This window comes from Hymenobacter mellowenesis (assembly GCF_030581005.1).
Classification (GTDB): Bacteria; Bacteroidota; Bacteroidia; order Cytophagales; family Hymenobacteraceae; genus Hymenobacter; species Hymenobacter mellowenesis.
The window spans coordinates 100,534-120,087 of record NZ_JAUQSX010000018.1 but is presented as its reverse complement, the minus strand read 5'-3'; the positions used below and the strand labels follow the sequence as shown (position 1 = coordinate 120,087).

Sequence of the window (19,554 nt, the reverse complement as noted above, 5' to 3'; positions counted from 1 at the left end):
AATCACTGACGATGCACGCGGCCCGTATTAAAATTGTCATCGACAAGCACAACCTCACTCTGAATTAGACCACCGCCAAATTTTTACTAGGCTTGTTATTAGAAATCTCTGCAAAGCAAAGTAACCAAATACTCAAAATGGAGCTTTTCAACGTTTATCCCCTCGTCAACATCACGCCTGTAAAGGCACTCGGCGCCAAGCTGTGGGACGACCAGGGCCAGGAATACCTGGATTTCTACGGCGGCCACGCCGTTATTTCTATCGGCCACAGCCACCCGCACTACGTGCAGCGCCTCACCGAGCAGCTGCAAAACATCGGCTTCTACTCCAACTCGGTGCAGATTCCGATTCAGACGCAGCTGGCGCACAAGTTGGGCCAGGTGTCGGGCTACGAAGACTACGCGCTGTTTCTGTGCAACTCGGGGGCCGAGGCCAACGAGAACGCGCTGAAGCTGGCCTCTTTCCATACTGGAAAAACCCGCGTGGTGGCGTTTAAAGGCGCATTTCACGGCCGCACGAGCGGCGCGGTGGCGGCTACCGACAACCCGAAAATAGTTGCACCCTTCAACGCGAGCCACGCCGTCAGCTTCCTCGAATACGACCTGGCGGCGGTGGAAACCACGCTGCAAGGCGGCGACGTCTGCGCCGTCATCATCGAGCCGATTCAGGGCGTAGGCGGCATCATCATGCCTTCCGATGAATTCCTGCAAGGGCTGGCGGCGCTGTGCAAGCAGTACGGCGTCATCCTGATTGCCGACGAGGTGCAGAGCGGCTACGGCCGCAGCAGCAAGTTTTTCGCGCATCAGCACGCCGGCATCCGGCCCGATATCATTTCCGTGGCCAAGGGCATGGGCAACGGCTTTCCCATCGGCGGCATCCTGATTGCGCCGGAGCTGAAAGCCTCCTACGGCCTGCTGGGCACCACCTTCGGCGGCAACCACTTGGCCTGCGCCGCCGCCCTGGCCGTGCTTGAAGTCATTGAGCAGGAAAACCTGCTGGCCCACGCCGCCGAAATGGGCGAATACCTCCACACCGAGCTGCTGGCCCACGCCGGCGCCGAAGAAATCCGCGGCCGCGGCCTGATGGTGGGCATCAAGTACGATTTCCCCATCAAGGACGTGCGCGACAAGCTGCTGGCGGAATACCACATTTTTGTAGGCAACGCCTCCGACCCCACGGTACTCCGCCTGCTGCCACCGTTGAATATCAGCAAGGTAGAGGTCGACCAGTTCTTGCAGGCGTTGTATGCGCTGACGGAAAATTCGGTAGAAATTATCCAACAAGCCTCGGCTCTTGACTAATTTTTTTGCTGCGGTGCCGCATCTTTGTGGCGCGAAGTCGAATTTGACTTAGGCACCTGCCCCGATGAAACCTTCAACTATGGTCATCATTATCTGCTGCTGCTTGTCGGTCGGATACGGGCTTTATTTGAAATACTTCGTTGGAGCTTACGGGACTTTCAATCGCATAAGCCAGATGAGCCAGGCTAAAAAAGGCATGACGCGGCAGCAGGTTTTGAATGCGCTATCAACGCCTGATTCCACCTATTGGGAAAAATCAAAGGCCGATTCCTTGCTGGTAATGGCCTATGAGCTACCTGATACTGGCGGCAGCCACATACTAGTAAAGCTGCTTAACGACAGCGTACGGTCAGTAAAATATCAACAATAGGAAAAAGGCTGAAGCGCTTCGCATTCAGCCTTTTTTTTAATCTTAATACTACCTTGGAAAATACGAAACAGGTCAAACTCATCCTCGAAGACGGCACCGAAATTGAGGGCACTTCCTTCGGCGCGTTCACCTCATCGGCGGGCGAAGTGGTATTCAGCACGGCCATGACCGGCTACCCCGAAAACCTCACCGACCCGTCCTTCGCCGGCCAGATTCTGGTGCTCACCTATCCCATGGTGGGCAACTACGGCGTGCCCGGCGAAGAGCTGTACGAGTCGATTTCGAAGATTTTCGAGTCCGACAAAATTCACATTGCCGGGCTGGTGGTGAACTACTACTCCGAGGAGCACAGCCACTGGAACGCCGCCAAAAGCCTCGGCGACTGGCTCAAGGAGTACAACATCCCCGGCATCTTCGGCGTCGATACCCGCATGCTCACCAAGAAGCTGCGCGAGAAAGGTGCTATGCTGGGCAAAATCGTGGCCGAAACCGACGTGCCCCTGCACGACCCCAACCTCGACAACCTCGTGGCGCAGGTGAGCCCCCCTGATGTGCAGCACTACGGCCACGGCCAGCACAAAATCGTGCTCGTGGACTGCGGCACCAAAACCAACATCATCCGCTGCTTCCTGGAGCGCGACGTGGAACTGATTCGGGTGCCCTGGGACTACGATTTCACGACCCTCGCCTACGACGGTCTGTTCCTGAGCAACGGCCCCGGCGACCCCAAAATGTGCGAAACCACCATCCAGAACCTCCAGAAAGCCCTGCAACAGGACAAGCCGATTTTCGGCATCTGCCTGGGCAGCCAGCTCATGGGCCTGGCCGCGGGCGGCGACACCTTCAAGCTGAAATACGGCCATCGCAGCCACAACCAGCCCGTGAAACTCACCGGCACCCAGCACTGCTACATCACCAGCCAAAACCACGGCTTCGCGGTCGATACCGAAACGCTGCCCGCCGAGTGGGACATGCTATTCGAGAACCTGAACGACGGGACCTGCGAAGGCATCAAGCACAAAACCAAGCCGTTCTTCTCCACCCAGTTTCACCCCGAAGCCGCCGGCGGCCCGCAGGATACAGAGTTTCTGTTTGATGACTTTTTGAAAGCGGTGGTGGAGTATAAGAACCAATAATTCCGCATTTTAAAAGCTCCCGCATTATCCCAAACCCACCGTTCTCATGCAACCTGAAAGCCGAAGGTTTCAATACTGGGGATATTTACTGGTGGGGGCGCTGGTTTTCGCAGCATATCTTTTTATCAGGACCAAGGGACAGGAAACGGTTCTGAAAGCCGTGCTGGGTGAGCCGGGAAAGCTTGTCAACGAGGCCATGAATTCGGCCCGGGTTTCTCCCCGAATAACCAGCCGAACCGGGAGAATAACCGCCCGGAATTTCAAGGTAGAGAATGACATGAGCGCCACGAAAGACACCCTCATCTTCCGCTTTTTATTGGATGGTGAGCGGGCTGATGCAGCTATAAAAATCTGGATGACCAAACGGCCGTCCGGCAATTGGGAAATCGTGAAAAGCGACACCCTCTTTACTAGGTAGAAACCTATTTCAAGCAAAAACCGGCGGTAGCCGACTTCGCATAAATGCCTTTGAACATGGTCGCACCAGCGGCCTGTTACCCAACCCTTAGAATGAACAAACCCAACAAAGTTCTCATCCTTGGTTCCGGCGCCCTCAAAATTGGCGAGGCCGGGGAGTTCGATTATTCCGGCTCGCAGGCCCTCAAGGCGCTGAAGGAGGAAGGCATCCGCACCATCCTCATCAACCCCAACATTGCCACCGTGCAGACGTCGGACAACATTGCCGATGACGTGTACTTCCTGCCCGTGACGCCCTACTTCGTGGAGGAGGTCATCAAAAAGGAGCAGCCCGATGGCATTCTGGTGGCCTTTGGCGGCCAAACGGCGCTGAACTGCGCCGTGGCCCTGTACCGCGCCGGCGTGTTCGAGAAGTATAACGTGAAGGTGCTGGGCACGCCCGTGCAGAGCATCATCGACACCGAGGACCGGGATATTTTCAAGGAGAAGCTGGAGCAGATTGGCGTGCTCTCGGCCCGCAGCGTGGCCGTGACGACGATGGAAGACGCGCTGGCGGCGGCCGAGAAAATCGGCTTTCCCATCATCGTGCGGGCGGCGTTTGCGCTGGGCGGCCTGGGCAGCGGCTTCGCCAACAACATGGACGAGCTGCGGACGCTGGTCCAAAAATCCTTCACCACTTCCGACCAGATTCTGGTGGAAGAATCGCTGAAAGGCTGGAAGGAAGTGGAGTACGAAGTGGTGCGCGATGCCTATGATAACTGCATCACGGTCTGCAACATGGAGAACTTCGACCCCATCGGTATCCACACCGGTGAGAGCATCGTGGTGGCCCCGTCCCAAACGCTCAGCAACCGCGAGTACCACAAGCTGCGCAGCATCGGTATCAAAACCATTCGCCACCTGGGCATCGTGGGCGAGTGCAACATTCAGTACGCGCTGGACCCCGTTTCGGAGGATTACCGCGTGATTGAGGTGAACGCGCGCCTATCGCGCTCCTCGGCGCTGGCCTCCAAGGCCACGGGCTACCCGCTGGCCTTCGTGGCCGCCAAGCTGAGCCTGGGCTACTCGCTGGCCGAGCTGAAAAACAGCGTGACGCAAACCACGTCGGCCTTCTTCGAGCCGGCGCTCGACTACGTGGTGGTGAAGCTGCCGCGCTGGGATTTGGGCAAGTTTGCGGGCGTTAACCGCCAGATTGGCAGCGCGATGAAGAGCGTGGGCGAGGTGATGGCCATCGGCAAATCGTTCGAGGAAGCCATCCAGAAAGGCCTGCGCATGCTGGACACCGGCAAGCGCGGCTTTGTGGCCAACCGGCCTGAAGACGAGTTGGACCACGCCGCCATCGACCAGCTCCTGAGCGAGCCGAACGAGGAGCGCATCTTCGCCATCAACAGCGCCTTCGAGGCCGGCTACACGCTGGAGCAGGTGCACGAATTGACCAAGATTGACCACTGGTTTTTGCAGCGTCTTTACGGCATTTTCGAGCTGAGCAACCAGCTAGCCGCCGGCCGCAGCGCGGGCCTGGACGGGCTGGAAACCAAGCTGCTGCGCGACGTTAAAAAAGCCGGTTTCTCCGACCAGCAGATTGCCGTGAAGCTGCTGGGCGAAGGCGATGTGAAAGCCGACGAGCTGCTGGTGCGCGCCCGCCGCAAGGCCCTGGGCGTGCTGCCCGTGGTGAAGCAGATTGACACGCTGGCGGCCGAATTCCCGGCTAAAACCAACTACCTCTACACCACTTACCACGGCACCGAAAACGACCTGGCGCGCGAAACCGCGCAGTCGGTGGTGGTGCTGGGCTCAGGCGTGTACCGCATCGGCTCGTCAGTGGAGTTTGACTGGTGCGGCGTGCAGGCCGTGCAAACGGCGGCGGCCGAGGGCTACAAAACCATCATTATCAACTACAACCCCGAAACCGTTTCGACCGACTACGACGTCTCGGACCGGCTGTATTTCGAGGAGCTGAGCTTTGAGCGGGTGATGGACATTCTGGATTTTGAGCAGCCCGGCGGCGTGATTCTGAGCACCGGCGGCCAGATTCCCAACAACCTCGCCACCCGCCTGGCCGATGCCGACGCGCCCATCCTGGGCACCGCCCCGGCCCGCATCGACGAGGCCGAGAACCGCCATAAGTTCAGCAGCATCATGGACGAGCTGGGCATTGCCCAGCCGCGCTGGAAGGAGCTGACCTCGCTGGAAGCCATGCAGGAATTCGTGCGCGAAGTCGGTTTCCCAGTGCTCATCCGGCCGAGCTACGTGCTGTCGGGCGCGGCCATGAACGTGGTTTCCAACAACTTCGAACTGGAAGAATTCCTGAAAACGGCCGCTGATGTCAGCGCTGAATACCCGGTGGTGGTGTCCGAATTCATCCAAGAAGCCAAGGAAATTGAGCTCGATGCGGTGGCCGACCACGGCGATATCGTGAGCTACGCTATTTCCGAGCACGTGGAGTTTGCCGGCGTGCACTCCGGCGACGCCACCATGTACTACCCGCCCCAACGGGTGTACGTGGGCACCATCCGCAAGCTGAAAATCATCGCCGAAAAGATTGCCAAGCGCTACGAAATCAGCGGCCCGTTCAACATCCAGTTCCTGGAAAAAAACGGCGAAATCCGCGTGATTGAGTGCAACATCCGGGCCTCACGTAGCTACCCCTTCGTATCGAAAATCTCGGGTAACAACCTTATCAAAAAGGCCACCCAGGTGCTGCTGGGCAAACACGTAGACCGCGACGAAAGCGAGAGGGTCTACGACCTGCCCTTCGTGGGCGTGAAGGCCCCGCAGTTCTCGTTCACCCGCCTGCCTGGTGCCGACCCGGTGCTGCGCGTCGACATGGTGAGCACCGGCGAAGTTGGCTGCCTGGGCGATACCGCCGAGGAAGCCCTGCTGAAATCGATGCTGAGCGTGGGCTACAAAATCCCCCAGAAATCGGTACTGATTTCTGGCGGCCCCATCATCTCCAAAGTGGCCCTGCTCGCGCCCGCCGCGCTGCTCATCAAAAAGGGGTACACCGTGTACGCTACCCAGGGCACGCACCGCTTCTTCGCCGAAAACGGCATCCCCAGCAGCCTCCTCTTCTGGCCCAATGAGTTGCAAGAGCCCAACGTGCTGACGTATCTAAAAGAAAAGAAAATCGACCTGGTCATTAATATCCCTAAAAACCTGTCGAAAGGCGAGCTGGATAACGACTACAAAATCCGCCGCACGGCCGTGGATTTCGGCGTCGGTTTGCTGACAAATGCGCGGCTGGCGAAGGCGTTTATTCAAGCCTTCTGCACGCTGGAAATGAAGGACTTGAAGATTAAGAGCTGGAACGAGTATAAGGCGATGTAGTCCGGCAGCACAACAGCGAAAGCAACTTTTATATAGAACGTCATGCTGAGCGAAGCCGAAGCATCTCTACTGCGGTAGTAAATCAAATTACTTGCGCGGTAGAGATGCTTCGGCTTCGCTCAGCATGACGTTCTTTTTGACACTGAAACCACATGAAAAAATTCACCTCCTTCGCCGATGCGGGCGACTACAAAGCCCTGTTGCAGCAAGCCCTCGAAATCAAAGCCAACCCTTACGGCTACCAGCACATCGGGCGCAACAAAACCGTCGGCCTCATCTTCTTCAACCCCAGCCTGCGCACCCGCCTCAGCTCCGTGAAAGCAGCCTACAACCTCGGCGCGCAAGCTTGGGTGCTGAACGCCGGGGCCGACTCCTGGACCCTGGAAATGGCCGACGGCGCGGTGATGAACGGCGGCACGCAGGAGCATATCAAGGACGCCATTGCGGTGATGAGCCAGTACTGCGACGTGCTGGGCGTGCGCACCTTCCCCACCCTCAAGGACAAGGCCGAGGACTACGGCGAAGTCGTCTTCAACAAGATTTTGCAGTACGCCACCGTGCCCGTCATCAGCCTGGAAAGCGCCACGCTGCACCCACTGCAGTCCTTTGCCGACCTCATCACGGTGGCCGAAACCAAGCAGAAGGAGCGTGTGAAAGTGGTGCTCACCTGGGCCCCGCACGTGCGCGCCCTGCCCCAGTGCGTGCCCAATTCCTTCTGCGACTGGTTCTCGGAAATCGACTGGGTTGATTTCGTCATCACCCACCCCGAAGGCTACGAGTTGGACCCCAAATTCACCAAAGGCGCCCGCATCGAATACGACCAGAAAAAGGCTCTGGAAGGTGCCGACTACGTGCAGGCCAAAAACTGGAGCAGCTACCTCGACTACGGCCAAGTGCTCGGTAACGACCCCACTTGGATGCTCACCCCTGAACACATGGCCCTGACCGACGGCGCCAAATTCCTGCACTGCCTGCCCGTGCGCCGCAACGTGGAAGTATCCGACGCCGTGCTCGACGCGCCCGGCTCGCTCATCATCCAAGAAGCCGGCAACCGAACTATCTCCATGCAAACGGTGCTACATGAACTATTGAAGTAGCCTTTGCCGCCATCCAATTATCAAAAGGTCTCGCAGCATTGGCATCTGCGGGGCCTTTTGACATTTGACGGATTTTAAAACCAACCGCCCAGAAACTGGCAGCAGCCGGACCAATCAAAACGAAAGCGCCCCATCCTGTTTCCAGAATGGGGCGCTTTGCTGTGATCCCGCTGGAATAGAAACCCGTCAACTCGAACCCAAAAACGAGATTTAAAAGTGGGTCTGCTGGGCTTTTTAACGGGTTTATGTAAAATGTTTGGACCATTTTTGAGATGTTTGGACCACTTCGATTACCTTCGATCCACACCATCACTAACAGACAAACAAGATGGGTAAATTCAGTATCAGTGCCCGGCTAAAGAGCCGTGCCAACGCAGACGGGACGCACCCCGTCCAAGTCACCTACACCTACAACCGGGACACCAAAGAGTACCCAACCGGCATAGCAGTGGACAAAGCCAGTTGGGATTCGGTAAAGAAGCTGGTGGTGGTCCGCACCGACGAAAGCGTTGCGGCGAATCACAAGATTCAGACGGTGCAAGCGCTGCTGTTTTCGGTCGCCTCTGCCCTACCCGAACCAACGCACGAGTTGGTAAAAGCGGGCTACCCTATAGCAGCAGAACGCGCCGTTACAGCGCAGTGGATAGCCGACACACAAGCCGCAATGAAGCGGATCGAAGAATCCGACGGTGCGATTGACGATGTGTTTCAGAGCATCGGCAACATGAACGAAGTGTTGCAGTACGAACGCGCTTCGTTTCGTGATTTGATGAACGAAGGTGCAGCGATTCAAACCCAAGCGAAGAAAAACCGCATCATACAACGGTTGGAAGAAAAAGGCATCTACAAGAGCAATGACAAAGCGCTAGCGGATCGGAAGCTTTTTGACAAGACCTTTGAAAGATTTTTGACTGAATGTGAAGAACTCGTTAGAACTGGCGGGCTAAAAAAAGGGACGCTAACCCAACGAAAGGCGTTGTTCACGAGCCTCAGCAAGTTTTCACAGGCAACGCAGTATCCGTTGTCGCTTGATGGGTTTGATATAAAGTTTTATGCCGCTTATCAACAATGGGCACTGGATATTGAAGGAAATTACGACAACCACTTTGGCGGCTTAATCAAGCGTCTAGTTACGTTTCTTGGTTGGTGTGTTGAAAATGGGATAACCGTTAACCCGATTTTTCGCAGCCGCAAGTTTAAAGTCACTAAAGAAGTTTTCGACGTGGTGTTCCTCAATCAAGAGGAATTGGAATGGTTGGATGAATTTCGGAACCACAAAAACTGCAAGCCAAGCTGGATCCGCATCATTGACATGGCATTGGTGCAAGCTTCCCTAGGCTGCCGATACTCCGACATGGTGGATTCAAGCTGGTATTTTGAGGGCAAATTCATCAAAGGCTATACCCACAAAAACACCAGTTCCTACAAAATACCGCTGGCAACGTCAAAATGGTTTGACATTTTGAGAAAGTCGGAATATCCCAATCGTTCGTTTGCATTGCCGGTGCGACATTCAGAAGCTGTGAAGGTGCTGAGTGAACAGAAGTTCAACAAGTACATCAAAGAATGCTTGAAAGCAATGTATGAAACACACGGCTTACACATACACGAACACGAGATGCTAGCCAAGCTGAAAACGAAACGTGGTGTTGGTAAACCTGAATACGATTATAAGTACAACATGATTTCTTCGCATAGTTTGCGCCGTTCTTTTGTATCAAACATGGTACGGCTCGGCTATAAACAAGAAACGGTAGGCACGATGATTGGCACCAAAGACTTACGCGAACTTGCCAAATACTTTAAAGCAGATGAAGAAATGATTTTGCAGGAAACCGACCGATTACTGAAAGCAAATTAATTTTTGCAAAAAGCTGGTTGGATGGCACTTATGCGGGGCTAAGTTACCATAATATCGACTACAATTGGGCAATAAGAAACCCACTGGCTAACGCCAGTGGGTTTCCTCTATTTCGATCGTCGCCTTACTTACTAGGCAGTCCAATTTCTTTGTAAAGCACTTTAAGAGCATCTTCTACCACATTAAGCAGATCGGACCAACCAGTGAGCGTATCCGACGCATATTCTGACGGTTCCGGTAGCTGGACAATACTTGCTGCTTGAAGTTCTATATGACAAAGCATTGCTAATCGCTCGTCTACAGATTCCAAAACGGACTTGCTTTTATCAGTAAGGAACACTTCGTTCAGTTGCCTAACCTCAGCCAGTTGCTCCCTGAGTTCCAATGCCGAGCCATCTTCCCCATAGAAGGGAGAGAACTCGGCTCCTACTTCTATTGCCATTCTGCCGATACAATACTTTCTGATTTTGGCGAATACTGCTGCAACTTCTTTAAAAGCCGGCAACCTGTTTTGATATAGATATTCGTTCTTCTTAGAGCGTAGCGCTAGAAAATATGTAATCCCACTAGCTGCAAAAGGCGACACAACAGCCAGAATCTTGAATAGGGTTTCGTTTGTCATACCAAAACTTTAAAAAGGCAAGTCATTCTCTTCATCGTACTGATTCATAGACCTCTCTACATCATATCGAAGCCACTTTTCTGATGTAGGCTCGTAACTTTTACCCTTCATGACGAATGATGCCACCGCTTTGTAAACCAAAGACTTTTCGCTTATCGTCAGCTCAATTTGAGTAGTAAAATGATAAGGAAACTCAGTATAACCGGGTGAATAGTTGCTGGTATTCACAGTTCTAGCAACACCATTGTCATATCGCGAAAAATCACTTGATGGTAAACGCGGGTAATAACTTGTTGGCAGGATCAATGTACCATCGAAATTAGCGAAAAGAGACACGTCGCCGTTCTTATACGTGTAGATTGTTTCTTCTTGTGAAACATAAAACAAACCGGGTGCCCGCAATTTTAATTGACCGGGAGACCCTTCGGCATCAAAAATGACATCATTAAATCTAGCAGCGAAACGAAGCATAACATCGCTCCTAATTCCTTCAATGTAATTCAAAATGTGATTATTTAGTCCTATACTCTCTACATTTTCCAATGTCCATACCCAATTGATATGTTCAATAGGTTCTAAATGCGCTTTAATAAAGTCTTCAACGGAAGTGTAATAGAGCACAACTTTATCTTTAAGTGCATTAACCTCATATTCAAGTTCAGGATGAAGCTTATTCTTATCGGTAATATCTGAAAACTCATTTGTATTCTTACTGATGAACACTATTGGATTTAACTCGTCGTACTCATGAGCGATATTCAACACCGATTGCCATAGGATAGCGTCTCGAAATTCCTCCCCTTTCGTGCTAAACGGCTTGATCCTAGCAATCGCTTTCTCAGCCAAGCGGGGAAGGACGCCATCTGGGTATTCTATTATTGAATGATACCCACACAATAAAGTTGCCAACAGATATTCACTATAATCATCGTAAGCTTTGTCAATATCAATAAAATGAGCATTTTCTTTTAGCTCTTTCATTGAATCACCAAAAGGGTCGTAATCGTTGGAAATATATATGTACTTTCCGACCGTACGATTAGCACTAGCTTGTTTGTTTAGCGCATCTTTTAATTCCGATTTATATTTAGCCCTGATTTCGCTCCATACTATTTGAGGAAATACTACTTGACAATCAACAGATTTGTTGATGTAATCTATAAGCGCCTTGTGATATGGCTTATCGAACAGCCAGTTTTCCATTATGATGTTCGTATCTAAAACAATGATCATGGTCGTGTGAAATATAATGATGTATAATTACAGAATGTCGTACTTAGCCAATCTAGTACGCACAGCATTCGCCATCTCAGCATTTAGTGCTAGCATTTGATTCAAGTGGCTAATCGCGTCGTTGACCGTTTCGACTTCAACTGGCTTGTCCACATCAGAGGCTGCATTCATTTTTATTATCAACAAGTTATACGAATACGAAAGTTTATTGTATTCAGTCTCAATTGTACTCAGATCAAAATACAAATCAGAGAAGTTATTCCGCTCCAACGACATTGCCACTACCGCCTTATAGGCAGCATCAAGTCTATCTGTTAAATCTTTGCCATATCTCCCTGCTGTAAGCAAGTCTTGGTATAGCGCAAGCTCAACGTGAATTTTGGTAATCAGAACAGTATTTCTACTTATAAATTCTTGTCCAGCTTCTATCTTTTTAGCAACATATAAGCTCCTTATCGTCAGCTTATGTTCATCTATCTTTTGAGCCTTGTCAATATGCTTACTCCAAATATTGAAAAACCCTGTTGCAACTATGGTCGCTATTGAAGTTCCTGCTACTAACCAGCCACTATCCATGTGTTAAGGTCTTGATGTAAGTGGGCAAGATAGACACACATAACCTATCATTGTCCTATGAGCATGACACTTGCCGAGTTTAGCCCCCTACCCTTACAAGATCAGTTTGTGGCTGTATGGGAGTACGGCACCTACATAGCCACTCGGCATGAAGAGGAAGATACCGTAGGGCTGTGCCACATGAATACCTGCTTCTTCGTGGAACTGTACTACGACAACGAAGTAAACAAGCTGTGTGAGCATCTAACCACCTTCACTGGTGATGATACCGATAGGTTAGAAGACTACGCGTGTTACGTCAAGCTAGATGAGTTTAAGCGACTGTACCCGTATTGATAGCAGCAAGGTACTGTTCACCGGCTTTCTTGTTTAATTCCCTATCAACGGGTAAAAACATTGGCAGCATACCGATGCAATTTTTAACTAAGTATTCACGCAACGTCGCGTAATCATCTTTGCCACTTTCCACGGCTATCAACTTATCCAGCGCGAACAATAAGTACTGTTTGGGATATGGAAGGATTTTCTCAGGAAAGAAGAAATTGCCGTTGTAACTGCTATTTGCCAATGCTTTTCGGTAATCAAATACGAGTTCATTAAAGAATGAATGGCATTCGTATTTATTCAGCTTAGCAACATTACTAGCATTAGGCAACACCATTTTTTCGGCGTCAATACTTGCATAAATGGTCCTGCTATTTGCCTCTATTTCGCGATGCGTGGCATCTATGTGCCTATAGGAATATGAAAACCTAGCATCCCTTTCGTGCATTTCTAGCCACTTACACTCCAATAGAATCTGCTGAAGCGACCTGTAATCACCCTTTTCCTCAGCTTCGATCAGTCTACGCTTACGGTCTCGTAGTTGCGTGTGGTAGGGGCTGCGACGGTTTTTGACGTACCTGAGTACCCCGCTGATAATCACGAGAACCAACAGACCGCCCCAAAAAAGGTAGCCTGCGTTATCATAAACATAGTCCATGCTGAAGTAGCTCTGTTAACGAGCACAAAGCTCAAGGTACACAACAGCATCGTTCTTGCAACGATGTAGGTTGCAATTAAAGCGCTTTGCTCTCAATAGTTGGATTTAGACCGCGCTTGTTAAAAGCCTGTGTGATCAGTGCAACCACTTCGCCAACGTTGTGCGCTTCGCAGATTACAGAATCATGGATGGTGAGCGCAAAGAAGTCTTGCGGCAAGTACTTGCCGGCAAGCTGAGCAATCACGCCGTCGATGATGATCTCGCTTTCCGCCCGCTGCATGTTGATGGCTAGCTGTTGGTAGTTCTTGCGCTTGCATGCCGTGATGAACGTGGCTACCGATGGAAACAGTTTGGAAAACGCGATCCACTCGGGGTAGCGCTTGGCGTGTTTGTTTTCACCATAGAACACCGCTTTGAACACGCGCTTCTTAAGGCCTACCCGGTCTGTGTCTTCTGGTAGCTGTAATGCCTTCATCAGCTCGTCGTACAGGACGCCACGTTCGCAATCGTCTATGTACTTAAGCATACAAGCAGGCATATCACGGTTCTGGTACTCCTTTAACAGCAGCAAACACATGATAAGTGGTTGGCTGTTTTTTACGTCGCTATTCCATAGCTTATTCCCGTTCTCTAAGTAGATGCTTTGGCGGCTGTGTCGGTTCAACGTAGCCACGTTATGGTGTACTCGCTTGCCAGTGGTGTCGCGCTTGATTCTAAAGGCACGATCCTGAATCAAGTGGATTGCGGTGCAGTTGCGCAGCAGTTTGCTTTCTAGCTTGGCATTTGCTTTGGCAATGTTCCTTGCCTCTTTTGCAGTGGCGTTGGCGGGTATGCACTTCCTAGCGTTGAATGCAGCACGAATCAGCCTGCGTGTGGCATCCGTCGCATCAATGCGTACTTCGTGTAGGCACCAGTGAAGAAAGCGGTGCTGAGGCGTGTTTAAATCAAGCTTCTCGTTGTTTCGGATGCGCAGCAACCGCAACCGTTCCTCAAAGACGGTATCAACGATGCCAGTATCTACTATCGGTACGCCAACGTAATCTTCTGTGAGCCGGTACCCTAAGCTTTTTACACCCTTCTTGGCTGCCTCGTCGCACTCGATCACATTGTATTGTAACCAGAAATCAATGATGGCTTTTGCTTTGCGCTTGGTGACATACTCGCTGAACACTTTCTGATTGAGTGGGATGAACTCGTTGTTTTCGTACTTCTGGTTCAGCACCCGCGACATGTGCAGGTAATGGATCAAGTAGTTGTATTTGTCGGTATGTTTTTGCTCGTTCTTCTCTAATAGAGCTTTCGTATCAAAGCCCTGCAAGGCAAATAACCGTTCTGGCTTTACCTCTTTCGGCTTTTTATTTTTCGGCGCAAAAACTTTTTCTATATGTGATATATAATCGTCAAGCAACATTGTTGAGTAGGTGTTTTTTTGAAAGGTGGTTGTTCTTAGCGACCACCTTTTTTATTGTTGTTTAATGAAAGATGCGATTTCATCGACTGGATAAAAGAAACTGGTGGCAATAACGATCGGTGTGATACCGGAGCCTTTCAACAGTTTCCATGCCTTGCTTTTGCACAGGTTATAGTGGCGTTCTATCTCCCTAGCGCCCACGTAAGCGATGCCGTTAATTTCAAAGCTGATGTTCATAATAAATCTGTTGTTTAGAGTATATATAAAGAACAGAACGCTTTGTTTTCTTCTTATTCTAACTTTATGCGATCTTTTTGTTCATGGCTCGTTACGCCCGCCGCTGCCTACCGGCGCGGGCTTACTCCATGCCGTTTGGTTTAGCATTTCCTGCTTTATAGCTTCTTTTCTCTTTCCTTACGCTCCCGCTCAATACCCGTACACGTTTCTATTTCAAATCGCGTCGATTATTAACTATAATAATTTCTAATATTGCTTATATATGCACCCTCACTTTTCACTTTAATGATGGTAGTGCGGGCTAGTAGCCAAGCGCGTCAACCATTCACTTTGGCTTTACCGTAGCAGTTGGATCGGCACCATTGCAACGACGCCGTTCAGCAATTCATGAAAAGTTTTTCGTGGTAATATTAGGAATCTCTAGGATTCGATGCATCCTTTGTCCTGTAATCAATCAACAAACCAATCTAACCTCAAGACACTATGGCATCATTGGACCTATCGCAACTACAAAACATCATCAACAACGCGACCAAGAACGAAACGTTGGTGAGTGAGATTCGCAAAGCAGCCGCACGCGCAACGAAAGCATTGGGCGAATTGAACGCATTGCTTGCTGAGGATTACCAACCAGAAGTAAAGGAGCGCAAACCACGTGCACCGAAGGCACCAAAGGAATTGGGCGAAGTGGATCCTAATTTCCCGTACGGAAAAAAGAAGGACGGTACTCCAAAAGCGAAGTCCGGTCGCAGCAAAGAAGCCGCCGAGTAAATCACCAGCATACTTGGTAGCCCCGTTGATAACTTATCAACGGGGCTTTTTCATGCCTTTTTTTCGCCCCTAAGCGACGTTCACCTTATTCAATGTGTCGTTGCGTTCACCATTACCTTTGAACACCTTGAAAGCCTTAAAAGCGAAGCTTGAAAAACAGCTTGCTTTGTTTCGTTTATTTACTTGTTTACTACTTTTACTAGTTTGCGGGGCTTCACAACTATTGATAATCAATTCGTTGAATGAGTTTCAAGGGTCAAAAATGCCGTTTAGAGGGTTAAAAATGCCGTGAAGAGGGTCACAAATGCCGTCATAATCGAGTTTTGAGGGTCAAAAATGCCGTGAGTAGGGTCACAAATGCCGTGAGCAGGTACACATTTCAAACCTGTATCTTGAAACCCGATATGATTACATGAATTGTTTATAAAGTAATGTCCAGCACAAATCCAACTAAGCCACGAAACGCACACGATTACTATACCACACCACAACAAACCGTGAACGAGTTCTTCACGAAGTTCTGTGAACTGGAACCCGCTTTCATCTTCTCGGACATTGCAGCACTGGATCCCGCAAGCGGAGGGTCAAGCGTTGACGCTATGCCGTATCCTGTCGCCCTAGAGCAGCTTGGCTGCACTCGGATAACAACGTTGGACATACGAGCCGATAGCCGAGCCTCAATCAAAGCAGATTACATCAACTGGATTCCAGAACAACAGTACGACTTGGTGATCACCAATCCGCCGTACCTCATCGCGTTGGAATACATTGCAACGGCGTTGGATGATTGCGTTGATGGTGGTTTCGTGGTGATGCTGCTACGCTTGAATTTCTTTGGTTCAATTGGTCGCCGCGCCTTCTGGAAGGATCACATGCCGCTGTATTGCATCGTTCACGCGCAACGACCAAGATTCAACGGCAAGAGCGATAGCGTTGAATATTGCCACATGGTTTGGAAGAAAGGGTTTAATCCAGACAATACAAAACTGTTCATAGTGTAAAAAATACACAGTTTTGATTCCCGTGAATTGAGCGAGTTTTGCGAAAATAGTTACAAGTTTATTTGGAAATTAAATCTTTCTGTTGTAAACTTTGCATTAGCAAAGCGCCATTACCAATGTCAGTACTATTAACAGAAGAACACTTTGAGGCTTGTGCCTGTATCCAACGCATTGCGCCGAACGTGAGAAACCTACGCATTGACCATGATCCAAAAACCGATGATTACGAACTAATTGGCAGGACGGGCAACGGCGAAGCGTTTCATAAGTATCTGAGAAAAGATGAAGTTGAAATACTCGTTAAGGTCATCCCAACCAATGACGTTGAAAGCATTGATGTAATCTCGCTATTACGGCAATGGAAGATTGAGAAAGTGTTAAATCAACAATAAGTATTAGCGATAATACACAATGTCATTCAACCGGAATGACAAACGTTCTTTGAAGTATTGGTTGCAGCACTGAACAACTTAGAGTAGTTGATCACTATGCCTATTGGTTTATATAATACTGTACACGGTATGATTAACTCTAGTGTACATGGAATAATGTAAATAAAATAAGGACCGCCTAGAGCGGTCTTTTTTTTGCCCATTCAGAAACCAATAAGTATCAAAATATAATCGCAGCAACTTGGTTGACGTTGCTTCTAGCAACCTAACCTATTGTCGTTTGAAAATTGGAGATGCGACAATATTTAAACGAACGACAAAGTAATTTTCCGAACAACTAATAGCAACATGACATAAGGTAAAATCATCTTGTGCTTCGCAGTGCCCCATTGCAGATTGCGCAAAGCAATGATAAATATACTTTGCCAGTAGCTGTGGATCTGTGCTCTGCAATCGCAAGTCGCTGCTCATTCCAACTAGCTCCACATTCTGGTGAGATTTATCGTGGAATAGGCTGTCTCGCTGTTGTAGAACGGCGTTGAACAGAATGGTGCTGGGCAGCATTGCTGCGTCAACCTGCACCAGCTTAGCTTTTGGATTGACCAGTTTGCGTTGATGATTTAGCTCTGCGACATAGGCGACATTCAGCTGAGTGATGTTGCAAGCGGGTACAAACGCTGCCGGTAATGCAATAACCTGTCCCTGTGTCTGCCCCGACGCACACATGGCAAAGAGGCTGATGAGCCAAAGTATGCGAAAATTGCTTTGATTCACAACGCGACAACGCACTTTAGAGGTGCATTCGTGTTGCCAACCGCTTTGCTAGATCTTCAATATCGTTGCGACGAGCCAGTATTGCCATCCAATCTTCTGGGATAGATTGTTCACCGTACACCAGTGCTGCCAACGGACCCACGACCGCTGCGGTCGTATCAGTGTCATTTCCAAGATTAACCGCCGCCAGAACCGTTGTTTCGTACGTTTCTTGACGCAACAGGCACCAGAGCGAGGCTTCGAGGGTGTGGATAACGTAACCACCTGACTCAATCGCGGCTTCAGGAAGCTCAGCGAGTGTTCCATCCAGTACGCGAGAGAAGTAAATGACCTCTTTCTTCAACCGCGTGGTCAGCGAGGCAACGAACGTGCGGCACACTTCGGCGTATGCATCTTGGCACGTCCTGCCGTGCAATAAGTGGTTCGCGATTTCCAGATAAAGACAACACGCAACGATAGATCGGGGGTGACGATGTGTGACACTGACAACCTGCTCTGTCACCTCTTGCCGTTGCAAGGCGTTTCCCTTCTGCCACAGTGGATGCAAGAGCAATGGGATGATTCGCATTAACGCCCCGTTGCCATTATCATATTCTCCACTGCCACCAGCCTGCTCCGGTGGGCAGCCCAACTCAAGCCGCTCAATCGCCGCTCGTGTGGCGATTCCGACATCAAATACAGTTCCGCTGCCCAATAACTAAAATTCAACCACTGAATGAAGCGTTGGCTTAGGTCAGCAGTATCAATTCTTTCCGTCCCCGAAGCAATCAGTGATTCCGCGAGACACGCTGTCATCGAGAAGTCATCGGACCACGTTCCCGGCTTCTGGTTGAAGGTGCCATAACCACGGATACCAATGACAGGATCGCGTTGCCTCTCTTCCCGTTCTTCAAATTCAACCGGAACCCCAATTGAATCCGCAACAGCATGACCTAATAATACACTTCGGTAAGAGTCAATAACATTCATTACTTACAAATATATACTCTAAACATTAAATTATGGCACGTATTGGAACGTACATTGATTCTTCGTTCGCATATTATATACCTAGTAAAATGAACGATGAACCATGCGAAAAAGAAATTTGCACGCTAGTTGAACCGACAACATTAATTAGGATGCTATTCCGACAAAATGGCGACGTACCAAGGGGTTCCAGCGAAATACTGCTGGTGAATAACCTCGACTATGGATGCGAGGTCGGGTTTCGGGGCATACCTCGCATCTCCGTGTTCCTAAACGTGCTTTCTATTATGGAAAACTACATTTTGCCGTATAATAAGGGATATACTTTAGATGTCTTTTTTAACTACTTGCAACACGATCAACTACTCCTAACATGCACTGAGGAACGTTATATACCAAATGGAAATACATACTCCAACATCCTGTCTTTTTTAGAACGAACGCAGGAAAGGTGCTATTAAACAACTTGGAAAACTTGCAAACATTGGTTAATTAAATAGAGGCATTAATATACTTGACCTACTGGCATTATGAAAACATTGCAGTAATGCAAGCCTGAACTCACTACCCTATCCATAATATATAACATTACAAAACAATATTCATTAAATGTCAGGCATATACTTAGACACTTCGTTCGCACATTTTGTGCCGGCTGAAACCACAGGCGAACTAATCGGCAATTTACCAAATGGGCGATTTGACAAAACACCATTAACTTCTGCGTTGCTCGGTCAAAACGGCGAGCTTCCCAGCGGGTCTAGCGAAATCTTACATATTGAGCATCAAAACGGTGCATGGAAGGTGGGCTTTGTCGGCATTCCACGGATCGCTGTATTCCTCAATGTGCTTTCAATAATGGAAAACAACATTCTTCCCCTCTACCCCGGATGCAGGCTAGATGTAGTGTTTAACTTCCTTGATGACAAGCAACTATTGATGACCAGTGTATCAAACCATTATATTCCGAATGGCAACACCTACTCAAATGTGCTGTATTATTTGGAACGCAATCAGGACCAGTGCTATTAATTGAGGCTTATGAATCCTGAAACAATCTAGGATATACTCAATCTA

18 protein-coding genes and 2 pseudogenes are annotated in these 19,554 nt (G+C 49.6%); 11 read left to right on the top strand and 9 right to left on the bottom strand.

Annotated features, from left to right (window positions below; genetic code table 11):
• Positions 1-137 precede the first annotated feature (137 nt).
• The 6 genes from Q5H92_RS24750 (at position 138) to Q5H92_RS24725 (ending at position 7,648) form a co-directional block, all read left to right on the top strand.
• Positions 138-1,301 (top strand): aspartate aminotransferase family protein, encoded by a 1,164-nt coding sequence (locus tag Q5H92_RS24750; protein ID WP_305014260.1) that lies wholly within the window; start codon positions 138-140, stop codon positions 1,299-1,301.
• A 79-nt stretch (positions 1,302-1,380) separates the two neighbouring features.
• A complete protein-coding gene (locus Q5H92_RS24745) occupies positions 1,381-1,671 on the top strand; it encodes a hypothetical protein (RefSeq protein ID WP_305014259.1) in 291 nt (96 codons plus the stop codon).
• A gap of 53 nt (positions 1,672-1,724) precedes the next feature.
• On the top strand, positions 1,725-2,807 hold the full coding sequence (carA, locus tag Q5H92_RS24740; protein ID WP_305014258.1) for a glutamine-hydrolyzing carbamoyl-phosphate synthase small subunit: 1,083 nt from the start codon (positions 1,725-1,727) through the stop codon (positions 2,805-2,807).
• Positions 2,808-2,853: 46 nt separating this feature from the next.
• Positions 2,854-3,225 (top strand): hypothetical protein, encoded by a 372-nt coding sequence (locus Q5H92_RS24735; protein ID WP_305014257.1) that lies wholly within the window; start codon positions 2,854-2,856, stop codon positions 3,223-3,225.
• A gap of 92 nt (positions 3,226-3,317) precedes the next feature.
• Positions 3,318-6,551, top strand: a complete 3,234-nt coding sequence (gene carB / locus Q5H92_RS24730; RefSeq protein WP_305014256.1) for a carbamoyl-phosphate synthase (glutamine-hydrolyzing) large subunit — start codon at positions 3,318-3,320, stop codon at positions 6,549-6,551.
• Positions 6,552-6,703: 152 nt separating this feature from the next.
• Positions 6,704-7,648 (top strand): Rossmann-fold NAD(P)-binding domain-containing protein, encoded by a 945-nt coding sequence (locus Q5H92_RS24725; RefSeq protein WP_305014255.1) that lies wholly within the window; start codon positions 6,704-6,706, stop codon positions 7,646-7,648.
• On the opposite strand, the gene Q5H92_RS24720 is transcribed toward Q5H92_RS24725, so the two are convergent.
• Positions 7,608-7,958, bottom strand: coding sequence for a hypothetical protein (locus tag Q5H92_RS24720; protein ID WP_305014254.1), 351 nt, complete (start codon positions 7,956-7,958; stop codon positions 7,608-7,610). The genes Q5H92_RS24725 and Q5H92_RS24720 overlap by 41 nt on opposite strands.
• 18 nt (positions 7,959-7,976) lie before the next feature.
• On the opposite strand from Q5H92_RS24720, the pseudogene Q5H92_RS26760 reads away from it, so the two are divergent.
• Positions 7,977-8,207: pseudogene (locus Q5H92_RS26760) on the top strand (Arm DNA-binding domain-containing protein); the annotation flags it as partial.
• Between the two features lie 1,426 nt (positions 8,208-9,633).
• On the opposite strand, the gene Q5H92_RS24710 reads toward Q5H92_RS26760, so the two are convergent.
• The 6 genes from Q5H92_RS24710 to Q5H92_RS24685 form a co-directional block, all read right to left on the bottom strand.
• Positions 9,634-10,131, bottom strand: a complete 498-nt coding sequence (locus Q5H92_RS24710) for a hypothetical protein (RefSeq protein ID WP_305014252.1) — start codon at positions 10,129-10,131, stop codon at positions 9,634-9,636.
• 9 nt (positions 10,132-10,140) lie between these two features.
• Complete coding sequence (locus Q5H92_RS24705) at positions 10,141-11,364, bottom strand: PIN domain-containing protein (RefSeq protein ID WP_305014251.1); 1,224 nt, start codon at positions 11,362-11,364, stop codon at positions 10,141-10,143.
• A gap of 27 nt (positions 11,365-11,391) precedes the next feature.
• Positions 11,392-11,940: a hypothetical protein gene (locus tag Q5H92_RS24700; protein ID WP_305014250.1), complete on the bottom strand. Its 549-nt coding sequence runs from the start codon at positions 11,938-11,940 to the stop codon at positions 11,392-11,394.
• A gap of 313 nt (positions 11,941-12,253) precedes the next feature.
• Positions 12,254-12,922 carry a hypothetical protein gene (locus Q5H92_RS24695; RefSeq protein ID WP_305014249.1) on the bottom strand — a complete coding sequence of 223 codons (669 nt, stop codon included), beginning with the start codon at positions 12,920-12,922 and terminating at the stop codon, positions 12,254-12,256.
• Between the two features lie 76 nt (positions 12,923-12,998).
• Positions 12,999-14,333, bottom strand: a complete 1,335-nt coding sequence (locus Q5H92_RS24690; RefSeq protein ID WP_305014248.1) for a hypothetical protein — start codon at positions 14,331-14,333, stop codon at positions 12,999-13,001.
• Between the two features lie 51 nt (positions 14,334-14,384).
• Positions 14,385-14,570 carry a hypothetical protein gene (locus tag Q5H92_RS24685; protein WP_305014247.1) on the bottom strand — a complete coding sequence of 62 codons (186 nt, stop codon included), beginning with the start codon at positions 14,568-14,570 and terminating at the stop codon, positions 14,385-14,387.
• Between the two features lie 483 nt (positions 14,571-15,053).
• Between Q5H92_RS24685 and Q5H92_RS24680 the strand changes: the two genes are divergently transcribed.
• The 3 genes from Q5H92_RS24680 to Q5H92_RS24670 all read left to right on the top strand — a co-directional run bounded on the left by Q5H92_RS24680 (position 15,054) and on the right by Q5H92_RS24670 (position 16,734).
• Entirely contained in the window at positions 15,054-15,341 is a 288-nt protein-coding gene (locus Q5H92_RS24680; protein ID WP_305014246.1) for a hypothetical protein, read from the top strand.
• Positions 15,342-15,838: 497 nt separating this feature from the next.
• Positions 15,839-16,342, top strand: a complete 504-nt coding sequence (locus Q5H92_RS24675; RefSeq protein ID WP_305014245.1) for a hypothetical protein — start codon at positions 15,839-15,841, stop codon at positions 16,340-16,342.
• A gap of 116 nt (positions 16,343-16,458) precedes the next feature.
• Positions 16,459-16,734, top strand: a complete 276-nt coding sequence (locus tag Q5H92_RS24670; protein WP_305014244.1) for a hypothetical protein — start codon at positions 16,459-16,461, stop codon at positions 16,732-16,734.
• A gap of 270 nt (positions 16,735-17,004) precedes the next feature.
• Here Q5H92_RS24670 and Q5H92_RS24665 read toward each other — a convergent pair whose 3' ends face one another.
• Both Q5H92_RS24665 and Q5H92_RS26795 read right to left on the bottom strand, forming a co-directional pair.
• On the bottom strand, positions 17,005-17,508 hold the full coding sequence (locus tag Q5H92_RS24665) for a hypothetical protein (protein ID WP_305014243.1): 504 nt from the start codon (positions 17,506-17,508) through the stop codon (positions 17,005-17,007).
• 16 nt (positions 17,509-17,524) lie between these two features.
• A pseudogene (locus Q5H92_RS26795) lies at positions 17,525-18,477 on the bottom strand (ADP-ribosylglycohydrolase family protein).
• A 648-nt stretch (positions 18,478-19,125) separates the two neighbouring features.
• Here Q5H92_RS26795 and Q5H92_RS24650 point away from each other — a divergent pair.
• Positions 19,126-19,509 carry a hypothetical protein gene (locus tag Q5H92_RS24650; protein ID WP_305014240.1) on the top strand — a complete coding sequence of 128 codons (384 nt, stop codon included), beginning with the start codon at positions 19,126-19,128 and terminating at the stop codon, positions 19,507-19,509.
• Positions 19,510-19,554: the final 45 nt, after the last annotated feature.